The organism is Pontixanthobacter sp. CEM42 (genome assembly GCF_017812015.1).
In the GTDB taxonomy this organism is placed as follows: Bacteria; Pseudomonadota; Alphaproteobacteria; order Sphingomonadales; family Sphingomonadaceae; genus Pontixanthobacter.
This window is the reverse complement of record NZ_JADQTN010000001.1, coordinates 40,329-57,218: the sequence shown is the minus strand read 5'-3', so window position 1 is coordinate 57,218 and position 16,890 is coordinate 40,329. Positions and strand designations below refer to the sequence as shown.

General features: G+C 57.4%; 17 protein-coding genes and 1 tRNA gene. 7 read left to right on the top strand and 11 right to left on the bottom strand.

The genetic code is table 11. From position 1 onward, the window contains the following. The first annotated feature begins 96 nt into the window (after positions 1 to 96). Positions 97 to 1,614, top strand: coding sequence for an alanine/glycine:cation symporter family protein (locus tag J9777_RS00215; RefSeq protein WP_209346814.1), 1,518 nt, complete (start codon positions 97 to 99; stop codon positions 1,612 to 1,614). 70 nt (positions 1,615 to 1,684) lie between these two features. Here J9777_RS00215 and J9777_RS00210 read toward each other — a convergent pair whose 3' ends face one another. Together J9777_RS00210 and J9777_RS00205 are read right to left on the bottom strand one after the other, a co-directional pair. Then, positions 1,685 to 1,834 (bottom strand): hypothetical protein, encoded by a 150-nt coding sequence (locus J9777_RS00210; RefSeq protein ID WP_209346813.1) that lies wholly within the window; start codon positions 1,832 to 1,834, stop codon positions 1,685 to 1,687. A 236-nt stretch (positions 1,835 to 2,070) separates the two neighbouring features. Further along, a tRNA-Trp gene (locus tag J9777_RS00205) sits at positions 2,071 to 2,146 on the bottom strand. A gap of 118 nt (positions 2,147 to 2,264) precedes the next feature. Between J9777_RS00205 and aat the strand changes: the two genes are divergently transcribed. Beyond that, a complete protein-coding gene (aat, locus tag J9777_RS00200; RefSeq protein WP_209346812.1) occupies positions 2,265 to 2,984 on the top strand; it encodes a leucyl/phenylalanyl-tRNA--protein transferase in 720 nt (239 codons plus the stop codon). Here the strand turns inward: aat and J9777_RS00195 are convergent. From J9777_RS00195 to J9777_RS00180, 4 genes are all read right to left on the bottom strand, one after another. Further along, on the bottom strand, positions 2,879 to 3,421 hold the full coding sequence (locus J9777_RS00195; RefSeq protein WP_209346811.1) for a DUF2155 domain-containing protein: 543 nt from the start codon (positions 3,419 to 3,421) through the stop codon (positions 2,879 to 2,881). The two genes, aat and J9777_RS00195, sit on opposite strands and share 106 nt — an antisense overlap. 2 nt (positions 3,422 to 3,423) lie before the next feature. After that, positions 3,424 to 3,822 (bottom strand): NADH:ubiquinone oxidoreductase subunit NDUFA12, encoded by a 399-nt coding sequence (locus tag J9777_RS00190; RefSeq protein ID WP_209346810.1) that lies wholly within the window; start codon positions 3,820 to 3,822, stop codon positions 3,424 to 3,426. A 116-nt stretch (positions 3,823 to 3,938) separates the two neighbouring features. Continuing rightward, complete coding sequence (locus tag J9777_RS00185) at positions 3,939 to 4,427, bottom strand: DUF192 domain-containing protein (RefSeq protein WP_209346809.1); 489 nt, start codon at positions 4,425 to 4,427, stop codon at positions 3,939 to 3,941. Between the two features lies 1 nt (position 4,428). Then, on the bottom strand, positions 4,429 to 5,013 hold the full coding sequence (locus J9777_RS00180) for a regulatory protein RecX (RefSeq protein WP_209346808.1): 585 nt from the start codon (positions 5,011 to 5,013) through the stop codon (positions 4,429 to 4,431). 128 nt (positions 5,014 to 5,141) lie between these two features. On the opposite strand from J9777_RS00180, the gene J9777_RS00175 reads away from it, so the two are divergent. Beyond that, on the top strand, positions 5,142 to 6,890 hold the full coding sequence (locus tag J9777_RS00175) for a fatty acyl-AMP ligase (protein WP_209346807.1): 1,749 nt from the start codon (positions 5,142 to 5,144) through the stop codon (positions 6,888 to 6,890). 19 nt (positions 6,891 to 6,909) lie between these two features. Here the strand turns inward: J9777_RS00175 and J9777_RS00170 are convergent, their stop codons facing one another. Beyond that, positions 6,910 to 8,430 (bottom strand): TIGR00341 family protein, encoded by a 1,521-nt coding sequence (locus J9777_RS00170; RefSeq protein WP_209346806.1) that lies wholly within the window; start codon positions 8,428 to 8,430, stop codon positions 6,910 to 6,912. Between the two features lie 192 nt (positions 8,431 to 8,622). On the opposite strand from J9777_RS00170, the gene J9777_RS00165 reads away from it, so the two are divergent. From J9777_RS00165 to J9777_RS00155, 3 genes are read left to right on the top strand one after another with little or no spacing between them, the layout of a single operon-like run. Beyond that, complete coding sequence (locus tag J9777_RS00165) at positions 8,623 to 9,831, top strand: toxic anion resistance protein (protein WP_209346805.1); 1,209 nt, start codon at positions 8,623 to 8,625, stop codon at positions 9,829 to 9,831. Next, complete coding sequence (locus J9777_RS00160) at positions 9,831 to 10,586, top strand: hypothetical protein (protein ID WP_209346804.1); 756 nt, start codon at positions 9,831 to 9,833, stop codon at positions 10,584 to 10,586. The genes J9777_RS00165 and J9777_RS00160 overlap by 1 nt, the downstream gene beginning before the upstream one ends. Next, entirely contained in the window at positions 10,586 to 10,897 is a 312-nt protein-coding gene (locus J9777_RS00155; RefSeq protein WP_209346803.1) for a polyhydroxyalkanoic acid system family protein, read from the top strand. Before J9777_RS00160 ends, J9777_RS00155 begins: the two co-directional genes overlap by 1 nt. On the opposite strand, the gene J9777_RS00150 is transcribed toward J9777_RS00155, so the two are convergent. The 4 genes from J9777_RS00150 to J9777_RS00135 all read right to left on the bottom strand — a co-directional run bounded on the left by J9777_RS00150 (position 10,894) and on the right by J9777_RS00135 (position 13,978). Continuing rightward, complete coding sequence (locus J9777_RS00150) at positions 10,894 to 11,334, bottom strand: DUF2721 domain-containing protein (RefSeq protein WP_209346802.1); 441 nt, start codon at positions 11,332 to 11,334, stop codon at positions 10,894 to 10,896. The two genes, J9777_RS00155 and J9777_RS00150, sit on opposite strands and share 4 nt — an antisense overlap. A gap of 5 nt (positions 11,335 to 11,339) precedes the next feature. Further along, a complete protein-coding gene (locus tag J9777_RS00145; protein ID WP_348631895.1) occupies positions 11,340 to 12,158 on the bottom strand; it encodes a class I mannose-6-phosphate isomerase in 819 nt (272 codons plus the stop codon). Continuing rightward, the gene (locus tag J9777_RS00140; RefSeq protein WP_209346801.1) at positions 12,155 to 13,183 is read right to left on the bottom strand and encodes a mannose-1-phosphate guanylyltransferase; all 1,029 of its coding nucleotides are present in this window, start codon (positions 13,181 to 13,183) and stop codon (positions 12,155 to 12,157) included. Before J9777_RS00140 ends, J9777_RS00145 begins: the two co-directional genes overlap by 4 nt. Before the next feature lie 66 nt (positions 13,184 to 13,249). Continuing rightward, on the bottom strand, positions 13,250 to 13,978 hold the full coding sequence (locus J9777_RS00135; protein ID WP_209346800.1) for a TonB family protein: 729 nt from the start codon (positions 13,976 to 13,978) through the stop codon (positions 13,250 to 13,252). Positions 13,979 to 14,153: 175 nt separating this feature from the next. Here J9777_RS00135 and J9777_RS00130 point away from each other — a divergent pair, with 175 nt between their 5' ends. Next, positions 14,154 to 16,874, top strand: coding sequence for an MASE1 domain-containing protein (locus J9777_RS00130; RefSeq protein WP_209346799.1), 2,721 nt, complete (start codon positions 14,154 to 14,156; stop codon positions 16,872 to 16,874). Positions 16,875 to 16,890: the final 16 nt, after the last annotated feature.

Sequence of the window (16,890 nt, the reverse complement as noted above, 5' to 3'; positions counted from 1 at the left end):
CTCTAGCCATGCTGCGCAGACCGCACTAGCGTGCGCCGCTTAGGGCTAAAGCCTTGAGGGATATTACTGCAAATTTGCATGAGGGGGAGCCAGATAATGGCCGCTACTGAAACCGGGTCGATGAGTCTGATTGACCGCGTCACCAACATATCCGACTTTATTTGGGTCGGCACATGGAACGGGGCGGAGGTTCTACCCTTCCCGCCCATGACCATAATCCTGCTGGGCATTGGCCTGTGGATCATGGTCGGTCTGAAATTCTATCCGATCCGCAAACTTGGCAGCGCTTTCAAAGGCCTGTTTGCCAGCCGCAAAGGCTCTGGTGATGGTGAGATTTCGCCATTTGCCGCTCTATCAACTGCCCTTTCGGGACAGGTCGGTACAGGTAACCTAGCCGGTGTCGCAACCGCGATTGCGCTCGGCGGCCCGGGTGCGATTTTCTGGATGTGGATCACCGCTCTATTCGGTATGGCGCTCGCCTTTGCCGAAGGTTCTCTGGCGATCCGCTATCGTGAGAAGACCAGCGATGGTGTGTATCGCGGCGGCCCGATGACCTACATCATGATGGGCCTTGGTCCGAAATGGACATGGCTCGCAATTCTGTTCTGCCTCGGCACGCTGTTCTCCGCGCTGGTCACGGGCAACTCGATCCAGGCGAACGCGGTCGCAGACGGCCTGAACGAACTGTTCGGTATTGAAGAATATATCGGCGGCCTGATCGTCGCTGTACTCGTCTTCATCGTGATCATCGGCGGGATCAAATCGATCGGTAAAGTCGCCGAGAAGGTCGTTCCGTTTATGGCGGCCGCCTATATCGTGATGGCGATTATCGCACTGATCCTGAACTTCGGTGATCTGCCCGCAACATTCGGTCTGATCTTCCATGGTGCATTCAATCCGCAAGCCGCAACCGGCGGCTTTATCGGTGCGGCGATTATCCTCGCGATCCGTGCAGGTGTTGCCCGCGGCTTGTTCTCCAACGAGGCGGGTCAGGGCTCGACTGCTATTGCCCACGCTGTGGCTCAAACCAATGATCCTGAGCAACAGGGCCGCATGGCCATGCTGGGTACCTTCATCGACACTATTGTAATCTGTACAATGACTGCGTTGGTGATCCTGACTGTGCAAGGTGATTTCACCGGCGGCGGTGAATCGGTCGCTCATGCATGGAATTCGGACTTGCAGGGCTTTGCCATGACATCGGGTGCGTTCGGTGCAGCATTCCCGGTCGAGATCGGCTCAATCCCGATCGGGACGCTGATCGCTAGTATCGCGCTGATCCTGTTCGTCTTCACGACCCTGCTGACGTGGTCCTATTACGGCGAGCGCGCGATTACGTTCATTTATGACCGTATTCCCGGCTCGACACGCGGCGGTGAAAAGATTCTGCATATGGCGTGGCGGGTTCTGTGGTGCGTGGCGATCTATATCGGTAGCTATCAGGACCTGACATTGGTGTGGCGTCTTGGCGATATTTCGAACGCCGCGATGGCACTGCCAAACTTGCTGGCGCTGGCGTTACTCTCGGGCGTGGTGTTCAAGCTGGCACAAGGCCAGAAGGACGCTGGTGAAGACCATCTCGCTGACACACCGGAAGAACCCAACGAGTATTGAGGTTTCGAAACCACCCAACAAAAAAGGGCCGGTCGCGAGACTGGCCCTTTTTCGTGACGAAGGGGTGATATCAGCGCAGGCCGAGTAGTCGCGCTAGAAAGCCGGGTTGATCCATTGGCAGGACTGCGCCGTGCTTCATGTAACGGTGCGAGGCATCGCTATACGGACGCGGCTGGGCCCATTGGTCGGGGCGACTGCTACGATATGACAGTGCGGACATGATGATTCTCCTTCATCTGCGTGTCGTTCTATCGTTGCTTAAGCACGGCCTGACTTGGCGTTCGCTGAACGCAGATGTTGCCAAATGTTCAGAAAACTCGCCATATGGGTGAACGCGCTGTCGCGATGGGCACGCACGCATAGGCGGCAATCAGATATGGAATTGCGGGAAAATCGCCTGATGCCTTGAAGTAGACCCAAATGGTCTGGCTTCTTGGATTTCGGCCCTAACGGACCTGGCAGGGGCACAGAGACTCGAACTCTGGACCTTCGGTTTTGGAGACCGACGCTCTACCAACTGAGCTACGCCCCTGCAGGCAAGCAGCGCCTCTAATGCGATGTCGGTTCCAAAGCAATGCTGAATCTTGGCCCACATTGAGAGCGCACGTAGCGCTGGCCGCTCAGCCCCACCCGCGTTAGAGTTCGCCGCAATGCACGCGCCTGCCCCACCCTTGATCCCGTCAGAGATGCTACTGCTGGCCTATCGCAGCGGGATTTTCCCGATGGCCGATAGCCGCGATGATCCGGAGATTTTCTGGGTCGAACCGCGAGAGAGAGCAGTGTTTCCGCTCGAAGCATTCACTATGAGCAAATCACTGCGCAAAGCAGTTCGGCAGGACCGGTTCCGCGTGACCTGCGACACCGCCTTTGCTGAAGTGGTGGAGGCGTGCGCGCAGCCGCGGCCCGATCATCCCGAAAGCTGGATCAGCCACCGCATCGCCGCAAGTTACGCTGCGCTAAACGATCTAGGTCACGCCCAATCGGTCGAATGCTGGCTAGATGGCAAGTTGGTAGGCGGGCTTTACGGCGTGAGCTTTGATCAGGTCTTTTGCGGCGAAAGCATGTTCAGCCGCGCCGACAATGCATCCAAAGTCGCGCTGGTATGGCTGGTCGCAATGCTGCGTCATGCGGGTTTTAAAGTGCTCGATTGCCAATTCATGACCGACCACCTTGCCTCGCTTGGCGCAGTGGCAATGGCACAAGCGGATTATGTCAAAATGATCGAGGACGCACGCGGCGATGCCGCGATGACGCTGCCAGAAGCCTATGCTTCGTTGGCTTCAGGCTCCGATGTTGGTTCGGATGCAGAAGGTGCTGGCGCATTGCCGCCCGGGAAGCTCATTGCGCAATCTTTGACCCAAACGTCATAGATCGGGTGTTCTACCACATTGAGTGACGGCGACTCTTTGAACAACCAACCGGAGAATATCCGCAGCCAGCTATCCTCTTCTTCTTTATTCTCTACCAAAACCTGCACAAAGGCGCCGGTCTGGCGCGGCATTTCCCAAGGCGGCGTGCGCTCGCAGGCGGATAAACGGATAATCACGTCCCCCAACCGCCGCGCTTCACCGGGCTTCATTTCCAGATCTTGCGAGACATTGTTGCGCTTGTTGAGTACGCCAATAGTCGCAACGCGCTCAGCCATCGGTGTGCCAATCTGCTCCACACCATCGGCGGGTGCACCAACGGCACCGCCCTGCAACTCCTCAGGAATTTCGGTCTCTTCGGCTGCTGGCGCAATTTGCGCATTGTCGCCACACGACACCAGCGCAAACGCCGAAATCAAAGCGAGAACCGGCCTAATCATGTTCAGCTATCCGGCGCCCACGCTTCATAATCGCCGGTTGCCTTCGCGCGCTTGCCGCCGCGTTCCAATGCACCTGCTGGGCGATAAGCATCCGCAGTACCGGTCGCGTTGGGTGTGTAATCCACTTCCCAAATTTTTGCCGGAGGAAGGTTGCTTTCGGGCACGTCGTCGAACGATCCATGCATCCAACCGTGCCACTCAACCGGAATCCGGCTGGCATCGTTGGCACCTTCATAGATGACCCAGCGGCGTTCACGCGCGCCTTCCTTGGTCTTTTTGGCGCGGTAGTAGGTGTTGCCCTGCGCGTCAGTGCCGACCTTCTCACCGGTACGCCAGCTGTTCAGCAGCGTGCCGATTGTCGCACCATTCCACCAAGTGAAAATCTTACCGAGAAAAGCCATCACAAAACCTCTTGCCGAAACCGGCGTAAATCCCCGGCACAAATTCGCTGCCGCGCGGTTAGCCGATTCGTGCTGTGCGGCCAAGCGCGAAACCATTCACTTGCCGGATTGTCCGGCTATTGTTCCCATTCGACCAAATCGCCGGCTTTAATCCCCAGCTCCGCTGCGCGGCCACCGGGTATTTCGAAGACCAACGCAGTCGGACCAATCGATGCCACTGGATCAAGCGAAAGCGGCACCGCGTTTGCACCAATATTCAGTATCCGACCGTCAGCGCCGACAAAAATGATATCGAGCGAGATCACCGTGTTCTTCATCCAGAAACTTGCCGGGCGAGCGGGACTGCGAGGGAAGATCATCCCTTCGTTCGGACCCAGCTCTGTGCGATGCATCAGGCCCAGCGCTTGGTCATTTCCGGTCCGTGCGACCTCGACTTGGAATTTGTGTGTTTTGTCACCGCTCATCACGGTCAGCGGAACGACATCCAGACCCGAAGCCGAATGATATTGAGCAACCGGCTCAACCGCGGCAGGTGCCGTCGCGTTTTGCGGTGTGCAAGCGGCAAGGCCGAGTGCAGCGACAATCACCAGAGTTCGTAGCAACATCCTAAAATTCCTCTTCACGGGCTTCGGCCACCCATTCCTCGACGGCGTCAGCATCTTTCGCGTTCATTACCGCACGAACCAAATCAAATCCATGGCCTGCGCGCAGTAATGCGGCGATCTGTTTCTCACGCCGATCGCGCTCCAGCTCGTCACCGTTAAATTTCGGCACGAAATACGGGCCGAAGCGCCGCTTGCGCGCCATAGTTTGCAGTGCTTCGCGCTTCTTAAACTCGTCCGGCGCGACATCCTCGCGAATATGCTCGTCTATCCCGGCGGCATACAGCGCTTGCGACACACGCCGTGCGCCATATCCACGATTGAGCAGCCCACCCACTTTCATCTTCGCATAGGCAGCATCGTCGATGTAACCGAGCTCAACATAGCGCGCGCTGATCGCTTTGACGTCGGGTTCGCCCTCATCATCCCAGCCCTTTTCGCGCAATTTGCGGTTCAAATACGCCTCGAGCTTTGACGTGCTGGTGGAATATCGCGCTACATAAGCCAGCGCCAATTCCTGCAAACGCGCGGAATCGAGCGGTTTAGGCGGTCGCTTTTCCCGCTTTCTTGGCTGCCTATTGTCGCGCATTGGCCTTATTCGTGCCACAGTTGGCCTCAAATGGGAAAGATTACAGCTGTGCGACAGGTAATAACGCACACACAGGACTGCATGGAAGCGCTTGATCAGCGCGTAACGGACGGGTTTTAGCAAACTATATGACCGACGCAGGAGCGGCGCCCAAAGCGCCTACACCGAATGATTGTCCACTACCGCGCCGGAGGTCTGACTTCTCGACCTTCACCGAAGCGGTAGACTACGCTGCACGCAGCGAAAAAGGGCTGAACTTCCACGATATGCGCGCCGAACTGGACCGCGTGTATACCTATGCCGAAATGCGCGACGATGCGTTGATGGCTGCGCGCCGTCTGCTTGCATCGGGCTTAGGCAAGGGCGACCGGATCGCGCTGATCGCCGAGACTTGCCCAGAGTTTGCGGCGTTGTTCTGCGGCGCGGTGTATATCGGCGCATGGCCTGTTCCGCTGCCCCTGCCGACAGGGTTTGGCGGCAAGGAAAGCTATGTCGACCAATTGGCAGTCCAACTCGCCAGTAGCGATCCAAAGGCACTTATCTTTCCCGGCGAAATAGCCGAAATGGGTGCTGCCGCCGCTGATCGCCAAGGCTGTGAAGGAATCGCGTGGGAAGATTTCGCAACCCGCGATGCTCCCGAAGCAGAAATGCCGGTGATTGATCCGGATGACATTTGCTACCTTCAATATTCCAGCGGCTCGACCCGCTTCCCGACCGGCGTGGCGGTCACGCACCGCGCATTGCTCGACAATCTGGCAGGTCACGCAATCTCGATGGATTTCCGCGAGAATGACCGCGTCGTCAGCTGGCTTCCGTGGTACCATGACATGGGGCTGGTCGGTTGCTTCCTGTCGGTCATCGCGAACCAAGCGTCGATCGATTACATCAAGACCGAGCATTTCGCCCGGCGTCCGCTGGCATGGCTGACACTGATCAGCCGCAACGGAGGCAATACGCTCAGCTATTCCCCGACATTCGGCTACGATATCTGCGCGCGCCGCATTTCGAGCCAGAGCAATGTAGCAGACCGCTTTGACCTTTCGCGCTGGCGCACCGCCGGCAATGGCGCGGATATGATCCGGCCAGATGTGATGCAAAATTTCGTCAACGCTTTCGCGGATGCCGGGTTCAAGGCCAACGCCTTCACTCCAAGCTACGGCCTGGCCGAAGCAACGCTGGCGGTCACCGTTATGCCGCCACGCGAAGGTATCCGTGTCGAATTGGTCGAAGAAGAGCGCCTGTCGGGCACACGCGGCGATTTGTCGCGCCCTGCCCGCTACCGCGCCATCGTCAATTGCGGCAAAGCCATCCCTGGTATGGAAATGGAAATTCGCGGCGAAGATGGAAATTCCAAAGGCGACCACCAGATAGGCAAAGTTTGGTGTCGTGGCACCAGCGTGATGCACTCTTACTTCCGCAATGAAGAGGCCACCAATGAGTGCCTCGTCGATGGTTGGCTCGACACAGGTGACATGGGCTACATGGCCGATGAGTATCTGTTCATTGTCGGCCGCGCCAAGGACATGATTATCATCAACGGCAAGAACCACTGGCCGCAAGATATCGAATGGGCGGTCGAGCAATTACCCGGCTTCAACCATGGCGACATCGCCGCGTTTAGCGTAGAAACCGAAGGCGGTGAGGAAGCCCCCGCTGTACTGGTCCATTGCCGCGTGATCGACCCCGAAGAACGTGCCAAATTGCACGAGACGATCCGCGACAAAGTCCGCTCGATCACCGGCATGAATTGCGTAGTCGAATTGGTCCCGCCACGCACATTGCCACGTACCAGCTCGGGCAAACTATCCCGCGCCAAGGCAAAGAAACTTTACCTCAGCGGCGAAATCCAACCATTCGAGATTTTGGAAGCAGCTTAAGACTCTGAGAATTGGGAGCTTAACGCTCCACACTGCCCCATTTTGCGGTGACATTCGGGCCGCGGGCGATTTCGGTCGCGACCAGAGGAACACCGGCAGCGACGAGCTCTTTCTGCGCCCGTTCGACAGCGGCAGGCGGGCCTGACAGCACCACTGGTGCTCCCACTCTGCCCGATGACCATGCGATCAGTGCAAGCGCTCTGCTGCCAGCTTCGGTTGGTTCACCATCCTCGAATGCGATTGCCGGCAGTGCTTTCGCCGGCGGGATCAATTCAACACGCCATTCAGGCTCGGTTGCCGCGATACGCTTTTCCAAATCGAAATAGGTCGCGAGCGGCGCGCCATCGAGCTCGGTCGCTTTTACCATCGCGCGGCGGCGCTGGCGGTCGACCATAACTTCGCTTTCTTCGACGCCGGCCATCAAGGCCAAGCGCGATGCTAGCTCTTCGGCACGCTCAGACGCGGCAGCTTCCTCTTCTTCTTGCGCCGAGGCGAGCTGCGCTTGTTCTGCACCCTTCTCGTCGCGAACCAGCAGCTGCTTCAACTCAACATCGACTGGTCTGCCAAGCGCTTGGGTCAGGTGCTCCTCAGCTTTGGTCTCGGCATCCGCTTTGAATTGCGGCGTCCACACATCTGCAGTGACGTTGATCGCATCCCCACTGAAGCTCACCTCAGGCTGTGACAGACGCGCTGCAGAACCAAAATTGGCCGATAGTTCGTTACGGATTTGCCGCTCCGAATTCGCCTCCCAGGCAATTTGCCGCAAGGACAGTCCGAGAGGCACCGCCAAAGCAACGAAGACTGCAACGATCGCGAAATTCTGAAACAGCGTTTGCTTGTCCGACAGCCTTGTGCGGAATCCGTAAATACGCGCCATGAGAGCTGCGATCAGGGCAATCGCCATCAGGTTGGTCACATAGAGCAGCAGCGCCCCAGAAAAGACAGTCCAGTTGCCGGTCGCCAGACCGAAGCCGACTACCGCCAATGGCGGCATCAAAGCCGTCGCAATCGCCACGCCGACAATCGTACCTTCACGGCCGCGGATCATCGCATATGCGCCCGCCAAAGCCGAGAACACCGCGACCAGCAGATCGAACAGGTTAGGCCGTGTGCGCGAAGCGATTTCTGAGGTGATGTCTTGGATCGGAGATAAGAATACGACCAACGCACATAGGCCGATCGCCAATATCGAACCCCAAGCGAGCGACTTGGCAGATCGGCGGAGCCACTTGTAGTCACCGATAGCCAGCGCGAAACCTAGACCCATAATCGGGTCCATGAGTGGGGACAGAAGCATCGCGCCGATCACAACCGCCGGAGAGGACAACAGCAGACCAAGGATCGCGATCCCGCCCGACATCGCGGTCATAAACATATAGCGCGCGGACATCACGCATTCCGCGCGGCGCTTTTCGATCACTGCATGCTGGTCGACCGTGCCCACCACATCGTCGCGCCACCATTTGCGGAAGCTCAAAATGACGCGCGCGAATTGCAAATCGTTGGTCTTGGTACTTGGGACCGGTGGCTGGCTCGCCATATGCGGGCATTCCTTCAAATGTTTGAGTAATTGCAGCTTAGACCGGACGCCGCACGAACGAAAGCGTAGACGTACCGAGGTGTTTCAGGCACAAATCTTGAACTTCGTGTCTTATGACCTTAATACAGTAGTAAGTTCATCGCCGTCCCGACAACCATAGAGGGCGGACAATTCAGGAGCCGGACGCAAACCATGAGCGCAACCGAGACTAAAACCGCTACAGACCTCGATCTTGAACTAACTGCGCCCGATCCGGTGCCAGAGGTAAAACCGGCCAATGCGGCAGGTCTGGTCCCGGTATCCGACGAAGTGCAATCGAAGCTCGCGACCAAGGTCGATTCCTTCGTGATGGATTTGATCAACGAAGACGCCAATTCGCCCGAATTCGGCAAGAAGGTCGATCAACTGACCAATATGGGTCGCAAGGAAATCGCCGCAGCGGCGGGTATGTCCAACCGGTTCCTAGACCGTCCGATCCGCGCGATGGACAAGGATGAGGGTGTGGGCGCGAACCTGCAGGAATTGCGCAATGTCGTCGAAGACCTCGATCCGGGCAAACGCGGCAAGCTGACCGGAACGCGCAAGATTTTCGGGATTATCCCGTGGGGTAACAAGCTCACCAACTACTTCCGCAGCTATCAAAGCGCGCAGACCCACATTCAGGAAATCCTCTCCAAGCTTGGCAACGGCAAGGATGAGTTGCTGATGGATAATGCCGCAATTGATGTCGAACGGCAGAAATTGTGGGAAGCAATGGGTGATCTGGAGCAGATGATTCATATCTCCAAGACCCTCGACGGAAAGCTGGAAGAGAAAGCGGTCGAGCTCGATTCAACCGATCCGGCAAAAGCCAAGGCAGTGCGCGAAACGGCGCTGTTCTATGTCCGCCAACGGACGCAAGACCTACTCACGCAGATGGCGGTTTCGGTACAGGGCTATCTTGCGCTTGATCTGGTCAAAAAGAACAATGTCGAACTGGTCAAAGGCGTTGATCGCGCAAGCACCACTACCGTTGGCGCGCTACGTACAGCGGTGACCGTGTCCGAAGCGATGACCAATCAACGGTTGGTTCTGGGGCAGATCACTGCGCTTAACGAAACCACAGCTGGCATTATCGACAGCACATCGACGCTGCTGCGCGAGCAAACCGGCCAAATCCACGAGCAAGCAGCCGCTAGCACCATCCCGCTGGAAACACTGCAGCGCGCCTTCCAGAATATCTATGACACGATGGACGAAGTCGACACGTTCAAAGTCCGCGCGTTGGATTCGATGAAGCAAACGGTCGAAACGCTCTCTAGCGAAGTCGAAAAGTCGAAAGGCTATATCGCTCGCGCTGAAGGGCAGAACAAAGCGTCTCAGCAAGTGTCCGAGTCCAATTTGCTGACTGTCGAAGACTAATGAGCGATCTGACGAATGACAGTGACCGGCTGATCGAAGAGGCCCGCCGAGTGCGCGACGACAATCGCGCTGGCGGCAGGCACCGGCTTGAGTCGATCGGGCAACGGTCTGCCGACATCAAATCGAGCCTGATGGTCAAGAAGCTCATCCAGATCGCTATCGGTGTGGTTGGTGTGTTCATCGCTGCGGGCGTCGCTGGAGCCATTCTCAACGGGATTGGGTTCTGGGGTGTAATGCTCACTATTCTCACTATCGCGGCGGTAATCGGCGTGGTTTCAGTGCAGAAGGTCAAGGTGCCGGAACGTGCAGATCTGACCAAAGGCGACGTGCGCGATATGGTCGGCAAGACCGAGCTGTGGTTGGAGCATCAGCGTCCAGCTCTGCCTCCGCCAGCGGTCAAGATCGTCGAAGATATGGGTGTGCAACTCGACTCGTTGGGCTTGCAGCTCGAGACGATTGACCAGAAGCACCCGGCGGCGGAGCAAGTCCGCAAGCTCGTCGGCGATATTTTGCCTGAGACGGTCGACTCCTATCGCAAGATTCCAAGCCACCTCCGCGGCGAAAAACGCGCTGGCGCTACACCGGACGAGCAGGTGACCGAAAGCCTTGGCAAGATCAGCAAGGAAATCGACAGCGTAACCCGGCAATTGGCCGAAGGTTCGCTCGATGATCTGGCGATCAAGACCCGCTATCTCGAATATAAATATGGCGAAGACGCCGATACCTCCCCAGATTCCGGTACGGAGAAAAACTGATGCGCGTCGCCATTCCACACGATCTGCCTCAGGCAGAGGTTACGCGTCGTCTGAAAGAGCGTAGCCATGAGATCGCCGATCACATTCCCGGCGGCATGGCGACGGTAACCACCGGTTGGCCTGCTGATGACCGGATGAGCATCAATGTAAACGCGATGGGCAACGATTTGGCCGGAATGGTCAATATCGAAGACAATCAGGTCGTGTTCGAAATCGCACTGCCGATAGCGCTCAGCTTTGTCGAACCGATCATCGCCGGCGCGATCCGCCAGCAGGGTCAAAAAATGCTAGAGGCCCCTTCGGAAGACTAAATCTTCCGGTCGAGTTCGAGATAGGTTTCGGGAATTCGCAGCGCCGCAGAGGCTTCGCGTGTTTCGAGCAGGAACAGAATCAGTCCTGCCACAAGCAATCCAATCGCCAGAATGAACGCACCCGCCGCGAGATAGTCCAAATCCAATCCGGTTAGCCCCGCGACGAACAACACCACGACTGTTGCGCCGATGGATAAGCCGCTTAGCACCAAGAACAATATTGCACGGTTGGTCAGCTCGATACGCTTTGCTGTGGCACGGATTTCACAGACGACGATGTCATGCTCTGCGCCGCTCGTCTTGCCATGTAATTCTTGTAGCAGTCGGGAACGGTCAACGACTCTGCCCAAACGCGTTGTCAGAAAATTCAGGATACTGGCAATCGCGACGAGCGCAAAGACGGGCGTCAACGAGAGCTGGATGGTTTCGACGATCATGCGGGCTATTCCGGAGGTAGGTTTAGGGATTGAGCGATCAGCGTTGCCCCTTGGTCCGAAAATACTGCCTCCGCAAGCGTGCATACGATCCCGCATTCACCCGCTGCGATTTCCGTGCCCTCCGCTTTCACCGCACCTTCGAGCGGCATCACAAGCGATGCACCGTCATATCTGGCGAGCAGATCGTCAGTCGGTACGCCGACAATATAGTCGAGCTGGAAATGCGGGCCATCAACCAGCTCGGCTGTCTGCTCTAGATTAATTACACGCCGTAAAGCTGGATCATGCGGCGCACCTTCAGCAACCGCCAACGCCCGATCCAAATGAAGGTCGCGCGGGCGGCCATAGTCGAACAGACGGTACGTAATGTCGCTGTTCTGCTGGATCTCGACCAAGCTCAATCCCGGACCAATCGCGTGGACTGTACCAGCCGGCAGATAGAAGAAATCGCCGCGCTTTGCCGAATGCCAATCAAGCATATGCTCAATCGAACCATCTAGCGCAGCGACGCGCATGGTTTCCGTATCAATCGGTTCCTTGAAACCAATGGCGAGCCGCGCATCTTCGTCAGCATCGAGCACCAGCCAGCACTCTTCCTTACCGCGCATCCCTGCCGGAGCGTCGGCGTCGGAGGGATGGACCTGCACTGACAGCTTTTCACTGGTGAACAAATATTTGGCGAGCAAGCCCTCGCATGGCGGCGCGGGATCGAACCATATCTCGCCAATCCGCTTACCATCCGGCGCTGCGAATGGTGCAGGCAGGCTGGTGCGGCCCCAGACCTTCTCGACCATAGTGGTCGGCAGGAGGCCGCCTGAACTCACTGCGACTTTGCGCCTTTGAGGGTACCGACTTTCTGTGTGCCGGCAGCGGTTGTCACCAGCACATCGTTACCATCGACAACGATGATCACATCGTCGAGCCCAACCACCGAAACACGCGGACCATCGCTATGGATCATGACATTGGTGCAATCGACCAGTTCCGCCTGCCCCTTGATACTATTGCCTAATGCGTCACCGTTCTGCGCCTCACGCAGTGCATCCCAATTGCCGATATCGGACCAACCCATGCTGACCGGCACCATCGCGGCACGCTCGGTCGTTTCCATCACGGCATAGTCAATGGAATCACTCTCGATCTGCGCGAAGCTGCTGGCATCAGGGTGAAAACGCTGTCCGTCTTTGCTGCCCGCTTCGACGCTCGCGCGCAGAGCGTCCATCATCTGCGGACAGTGATTGGCAAGCTCTGTCAGAAACACTTCTGCCTTGAATGCGAAAATACCACCATTCCAACTGTATGAACCATCCGCGAGGAAGCTCTGGGCCGTGGCAAGATCAGGCTTCTCAACAAAGCGTTCCACGGCAAAGCCAACACCGAGTTCCTCGCCGCGTTTGATATAGCCATACCCCGTTTCAGGAGAGGTCGCTTTGATCCCGAAGGAAACCAAGAAACCCTGATCAGCCAAGGCGGAAGCTGTCTCGGCGGCACTCACAAATGCCGCTGTGTCTTTGATGTAGTGATCGCTGGGGCACACCAGCATAATCGCGTCCTCGGGCAGGCGCAGCGCCGCAAGCGCAATCGCAGGCGCTGTGTTCTTGCCCATCGGCTCAACAATGATCGACGCGCCAGCTGCTTCGCCAAGCTGTCCCTCAACGTGATCAAGATGCTTCTCAACAGTCACAATCGTCGGTGCGGCAAAAATCACCTCGTTGACGCAACGATCGAGCGTTTGCTCAAACAGGCTGCGTTTTCCAACCAACGGCAGAAATGGCTTCGGCTTGTCCACGCGGCTGAGCGGCCACAAGCGTGTGCCGCTGCCGCCACATAGGATTACCGGATGGATCACTGCTCTACCGCCTTTCTAAGCTGTCGTGCCTTTCCTTAGTCGCAACGCCTTGCCATCGCGTTACCGTTACTGCGCGATAAACCACTTCTGTTGCCAATAAAACGGAGCCGCAACCGGTGTTCCATTGGCATCCATCGCCGGTTTGAAGCGCAAGCGATCCACTACCAAGCGGCAGGTGATACTATCAGCTTCCGCATCGGGGCTCCGGCGGAAAATGCTGCAATTGCGTGCTCTTCCATCGGTACCGACTGTGACTTTCACGACCACACGCGTGCCATTGCGCGCTTGCCGGCCACCTTCGGGCACTGGATAGTCGCGCGCACTGTTGATTGCGCCAGAAATGTGGATTGGTTTACTGACCGCGACACCGCCCTGCCCGCTTCCATCGCGTCCGCTGCCCGTACCGACACCCTGTCCAGCAGCGCCGGTTCCATCGCCACTCTCCTTGGCACCGGATGTGTTCGCAGTGCCGGTCGATGACGCCTTAGGGGTCGGTTTGTCCCGTTTTATAATCGTTTCCGGCTGGCTATCGGGTTTGGGCGTAGCCTTCTTACCCGGATCACCAGCGGCGCCTTCATCAGGGGCTTGCTCGTTCTCCGGCGGAATATCCTCCTCTGGTGCGGTCACCGTGACAGTAAATGCGGAGACAATTTCACGCTCGACGTTCTGAACCGCACCCGGGGCGAATGCCCGCGCCAGACCATAGATAGCGATGATATGCAGCAGCACGATAATGACAATCGTGCTCACCTTCGGCTTGCGCCGGATGGTCGAATATTTGCCGCCTTGCGCCATTCCAAGTCCCGTTCGTAAAAACCCTTATGCGCCGGTTACGCATGGTTTGATGCTCTGATGACTATAGCCCCCGCAAAGGGGGAAACCAATGTTCACGGTAAATTAGGCAGAAACAGCGGATACGCAGCCGACACACGGCGTCGCAGCCTTAACAGCGCCATGGTTAATCCTGGCATTGGTACTGACCGTTCTGACGTATGCGGCATTGGCTTATGGCGGCGTCACGCTGACCAAAGGCGAAGGGCGGTTCGCGGCCGTCTGGCTACCCAATGCCTTGGCCGTTGCTGCCCTGCTCCGACTTCGCCCACCTTACGAACCGGTCTTTATCGGCGCGTTGTTCGCGGGCAGCCTGCTGGGAAACTATCTGGCAGGAGCAACCAACATCCCTGCGATCGGCTTCTCGCTGGCCAATTGTGCTGAGATTTACCTCATTCTTTGGATGTTACGCAAAACCGGCGGCGGGCGGTTGGATATGGAGAATATGCGCGACCTGATGCGGTTTGTCGCCGTGGCAGCCGGGATTGCACCGCTGCTGTCCTCGACAATCGCATCGGTCACTTTGCTGCTGATGGGTGTCGACACGCTGCGCCCGATGCTGGACTGGTACCTTGCTGACGCCATGGGGATGATGATCATCGCTCCAACCACTTTGATCCTGATCGATTATTTGCGCGGTGACCTGACACCGGTCCCGCGTCATCGGCTCGAATGGATCGGGCTTACCTTTGGCGGGTTTCTCGTAACCGTTGGTGTGTTTTGGCAGAGTCAGTTTCCGCTGCTGTTCATGATCGCGCCTGTCTTGGTAATTCAGGCATTCCGCCTCGGCAGTCTCGGCACCGCTCTGGCCTTTGTTCAGATCACTGTGACGGCGACCTGGTTCACCGCGATGGGAAGCGGCCCCGTGACCTTGCATACTGGCTCACTCGACGCGCAATTGCTTGTGCTTGAGGCATTTCTTGCGACCGGCTTTGCAATTGGCCTGCCAGTGGCTGCAGCCGTCGCACAGGAGAAGAAAACCTACCAGCAATTGGAGCTACGGGAAGAACAACTCGCAATCCTCGCCGATAATATGTCCGATGCCGTCATGCGCTACAATCTGAGCGGCGTTTGCACATACGCGTCGGCATCTGTGCGCGAAGTTCTGGGACAGGGTCCGGCAGCGTTCCTTGGCAAAGGTGCGACAATCGATGTCCACCCGGAAGCGCAGGACGATATCGCCGCAGTTCAGACACGGTTAGTCTCGGGCTTGTCGGATAAAGAGAGGCTGACCTATCGCCGGGTTCTCAACGACCCAACCGGCGCGCCCGTCTATATCGAAGCTGATTGCGTCCTGGTGCGTGATGGCCAAACCGGCGCGCCTGACACGATCATCGTCTCCTGCCGCGATGTAAGCGAGAGAGTGCAACTTGAGAAGAAACTGGTCCGCGCGCGGCGACACGCAGAGAATGCCGCTGTCGCCAAGTCACAATTCCTCGCCAATATGAGCCACGAGATCCGCACGCCGATGAATGGTGTCTTGGGGTTTGTGGAATTGCTGCTCCAATCCGATCTACCCGACGAACAACGCCGCCATGCGGAATTGGTACAGGAATCGGGCAACAGCATGATGCGGTTGCTCAATGACATTCTCGACATCTCGAAAATCGAAGCCGGGCAAGTTGCGGTGACCGAAGAACAAGTCGAACTGCAGCCGCTCATGAGCAATTGCCTGACGCTGCATTCAGCCAATGCAGAGCAGAAGCGTATAAAAATGATCGAGGAGATTGACCCGGACGTTCCCCCTGCACTGATCAGCGATAATCTGCGCCTGCGGCAGATCGTTCTGAATCTGCTTGGCAATGCAGTGAAATTTACGCGCGAAGGCACGATCAAACTCAGCGCGAAAGTGCAAGGCGATATGGTTTTGATCAGAGTCGCCGACAGCGGCATCGGGATCGAGCAAGATCGGTTGGAAGCGATTTTTAATCCATTCGAGCAGGCCGACAACGCAACGTCGCGCAAATTCGGGGGGACAGGTCTTGGCCTATCGATCAGCAGGCGTTTGGCCGAACTGCTGGGCGGCGCATTGACAGCGCAAAGCAAACCGGGGGTAGGTTCATGCTTTACACTGAGTATCCCGCTGATCCTACCCGATAACCCCGAAACCAACCCAGCGGCAGCGGAGAGAGTTGCTGACCCATCCAATCTGATAGCCGGCGCGCGGATATTGCTGGCCGAAGATCATGACATCAACCGGATCCTCGTCACAACGATGCTGGAACGCTGCGGCCAAGCGGTCGAGATAGCCGGAGACGGACAGCAAGCAGTTGCCGCAGTGATGGCGGCCAAGGCTGGCGGTACACCGTTCGACCTGGTGTTGATGGATGTGCAGATGCCCGAATGCGATGGCTATACCGCGACCGGCACTCTGCGCAGTTTGGGTATTGATGCCGAAGAACTGCCAATCATTGCGCTTACCGCCAACGCCTTTGAGGATGATGTTCGCGCGGCGAAGAATGCCGGGATGCAGGGCCATCTGTCCAAGCCGTTGCAGTTCTCGGAGCTAGTCGGAAAGCTGCAGGAATGGCTCCCGACCACGGGGCCAGCAAAGGCCGTTCAAAAGCCTACTGCGACCCAAACGCCCTCTGAAGCCACATCGCCCTCGCTCGAGGAAAGGTGGCAGCAACGCCGTGCCGAAGCGGTCGATGCAGTATCCAAAGCTCTTCGTGAAAACGCGCTCGAGGGTGAAACCGCAGAGCAACTCGCGCGAACAGTCCACAAACTGGCGGGGACCGCCGGTATGTTTGGCGAAGACGGTTTGGGCAAGAAGGCTGGCGCGTTAGAGCGCGGCCTCAAATCCGCCGTCCCAATGGAGGAGCGAAAACGCTTGGCGCAGGATCTGCTCGAAGCAGCGTAGGCCGCACAAACGAAAA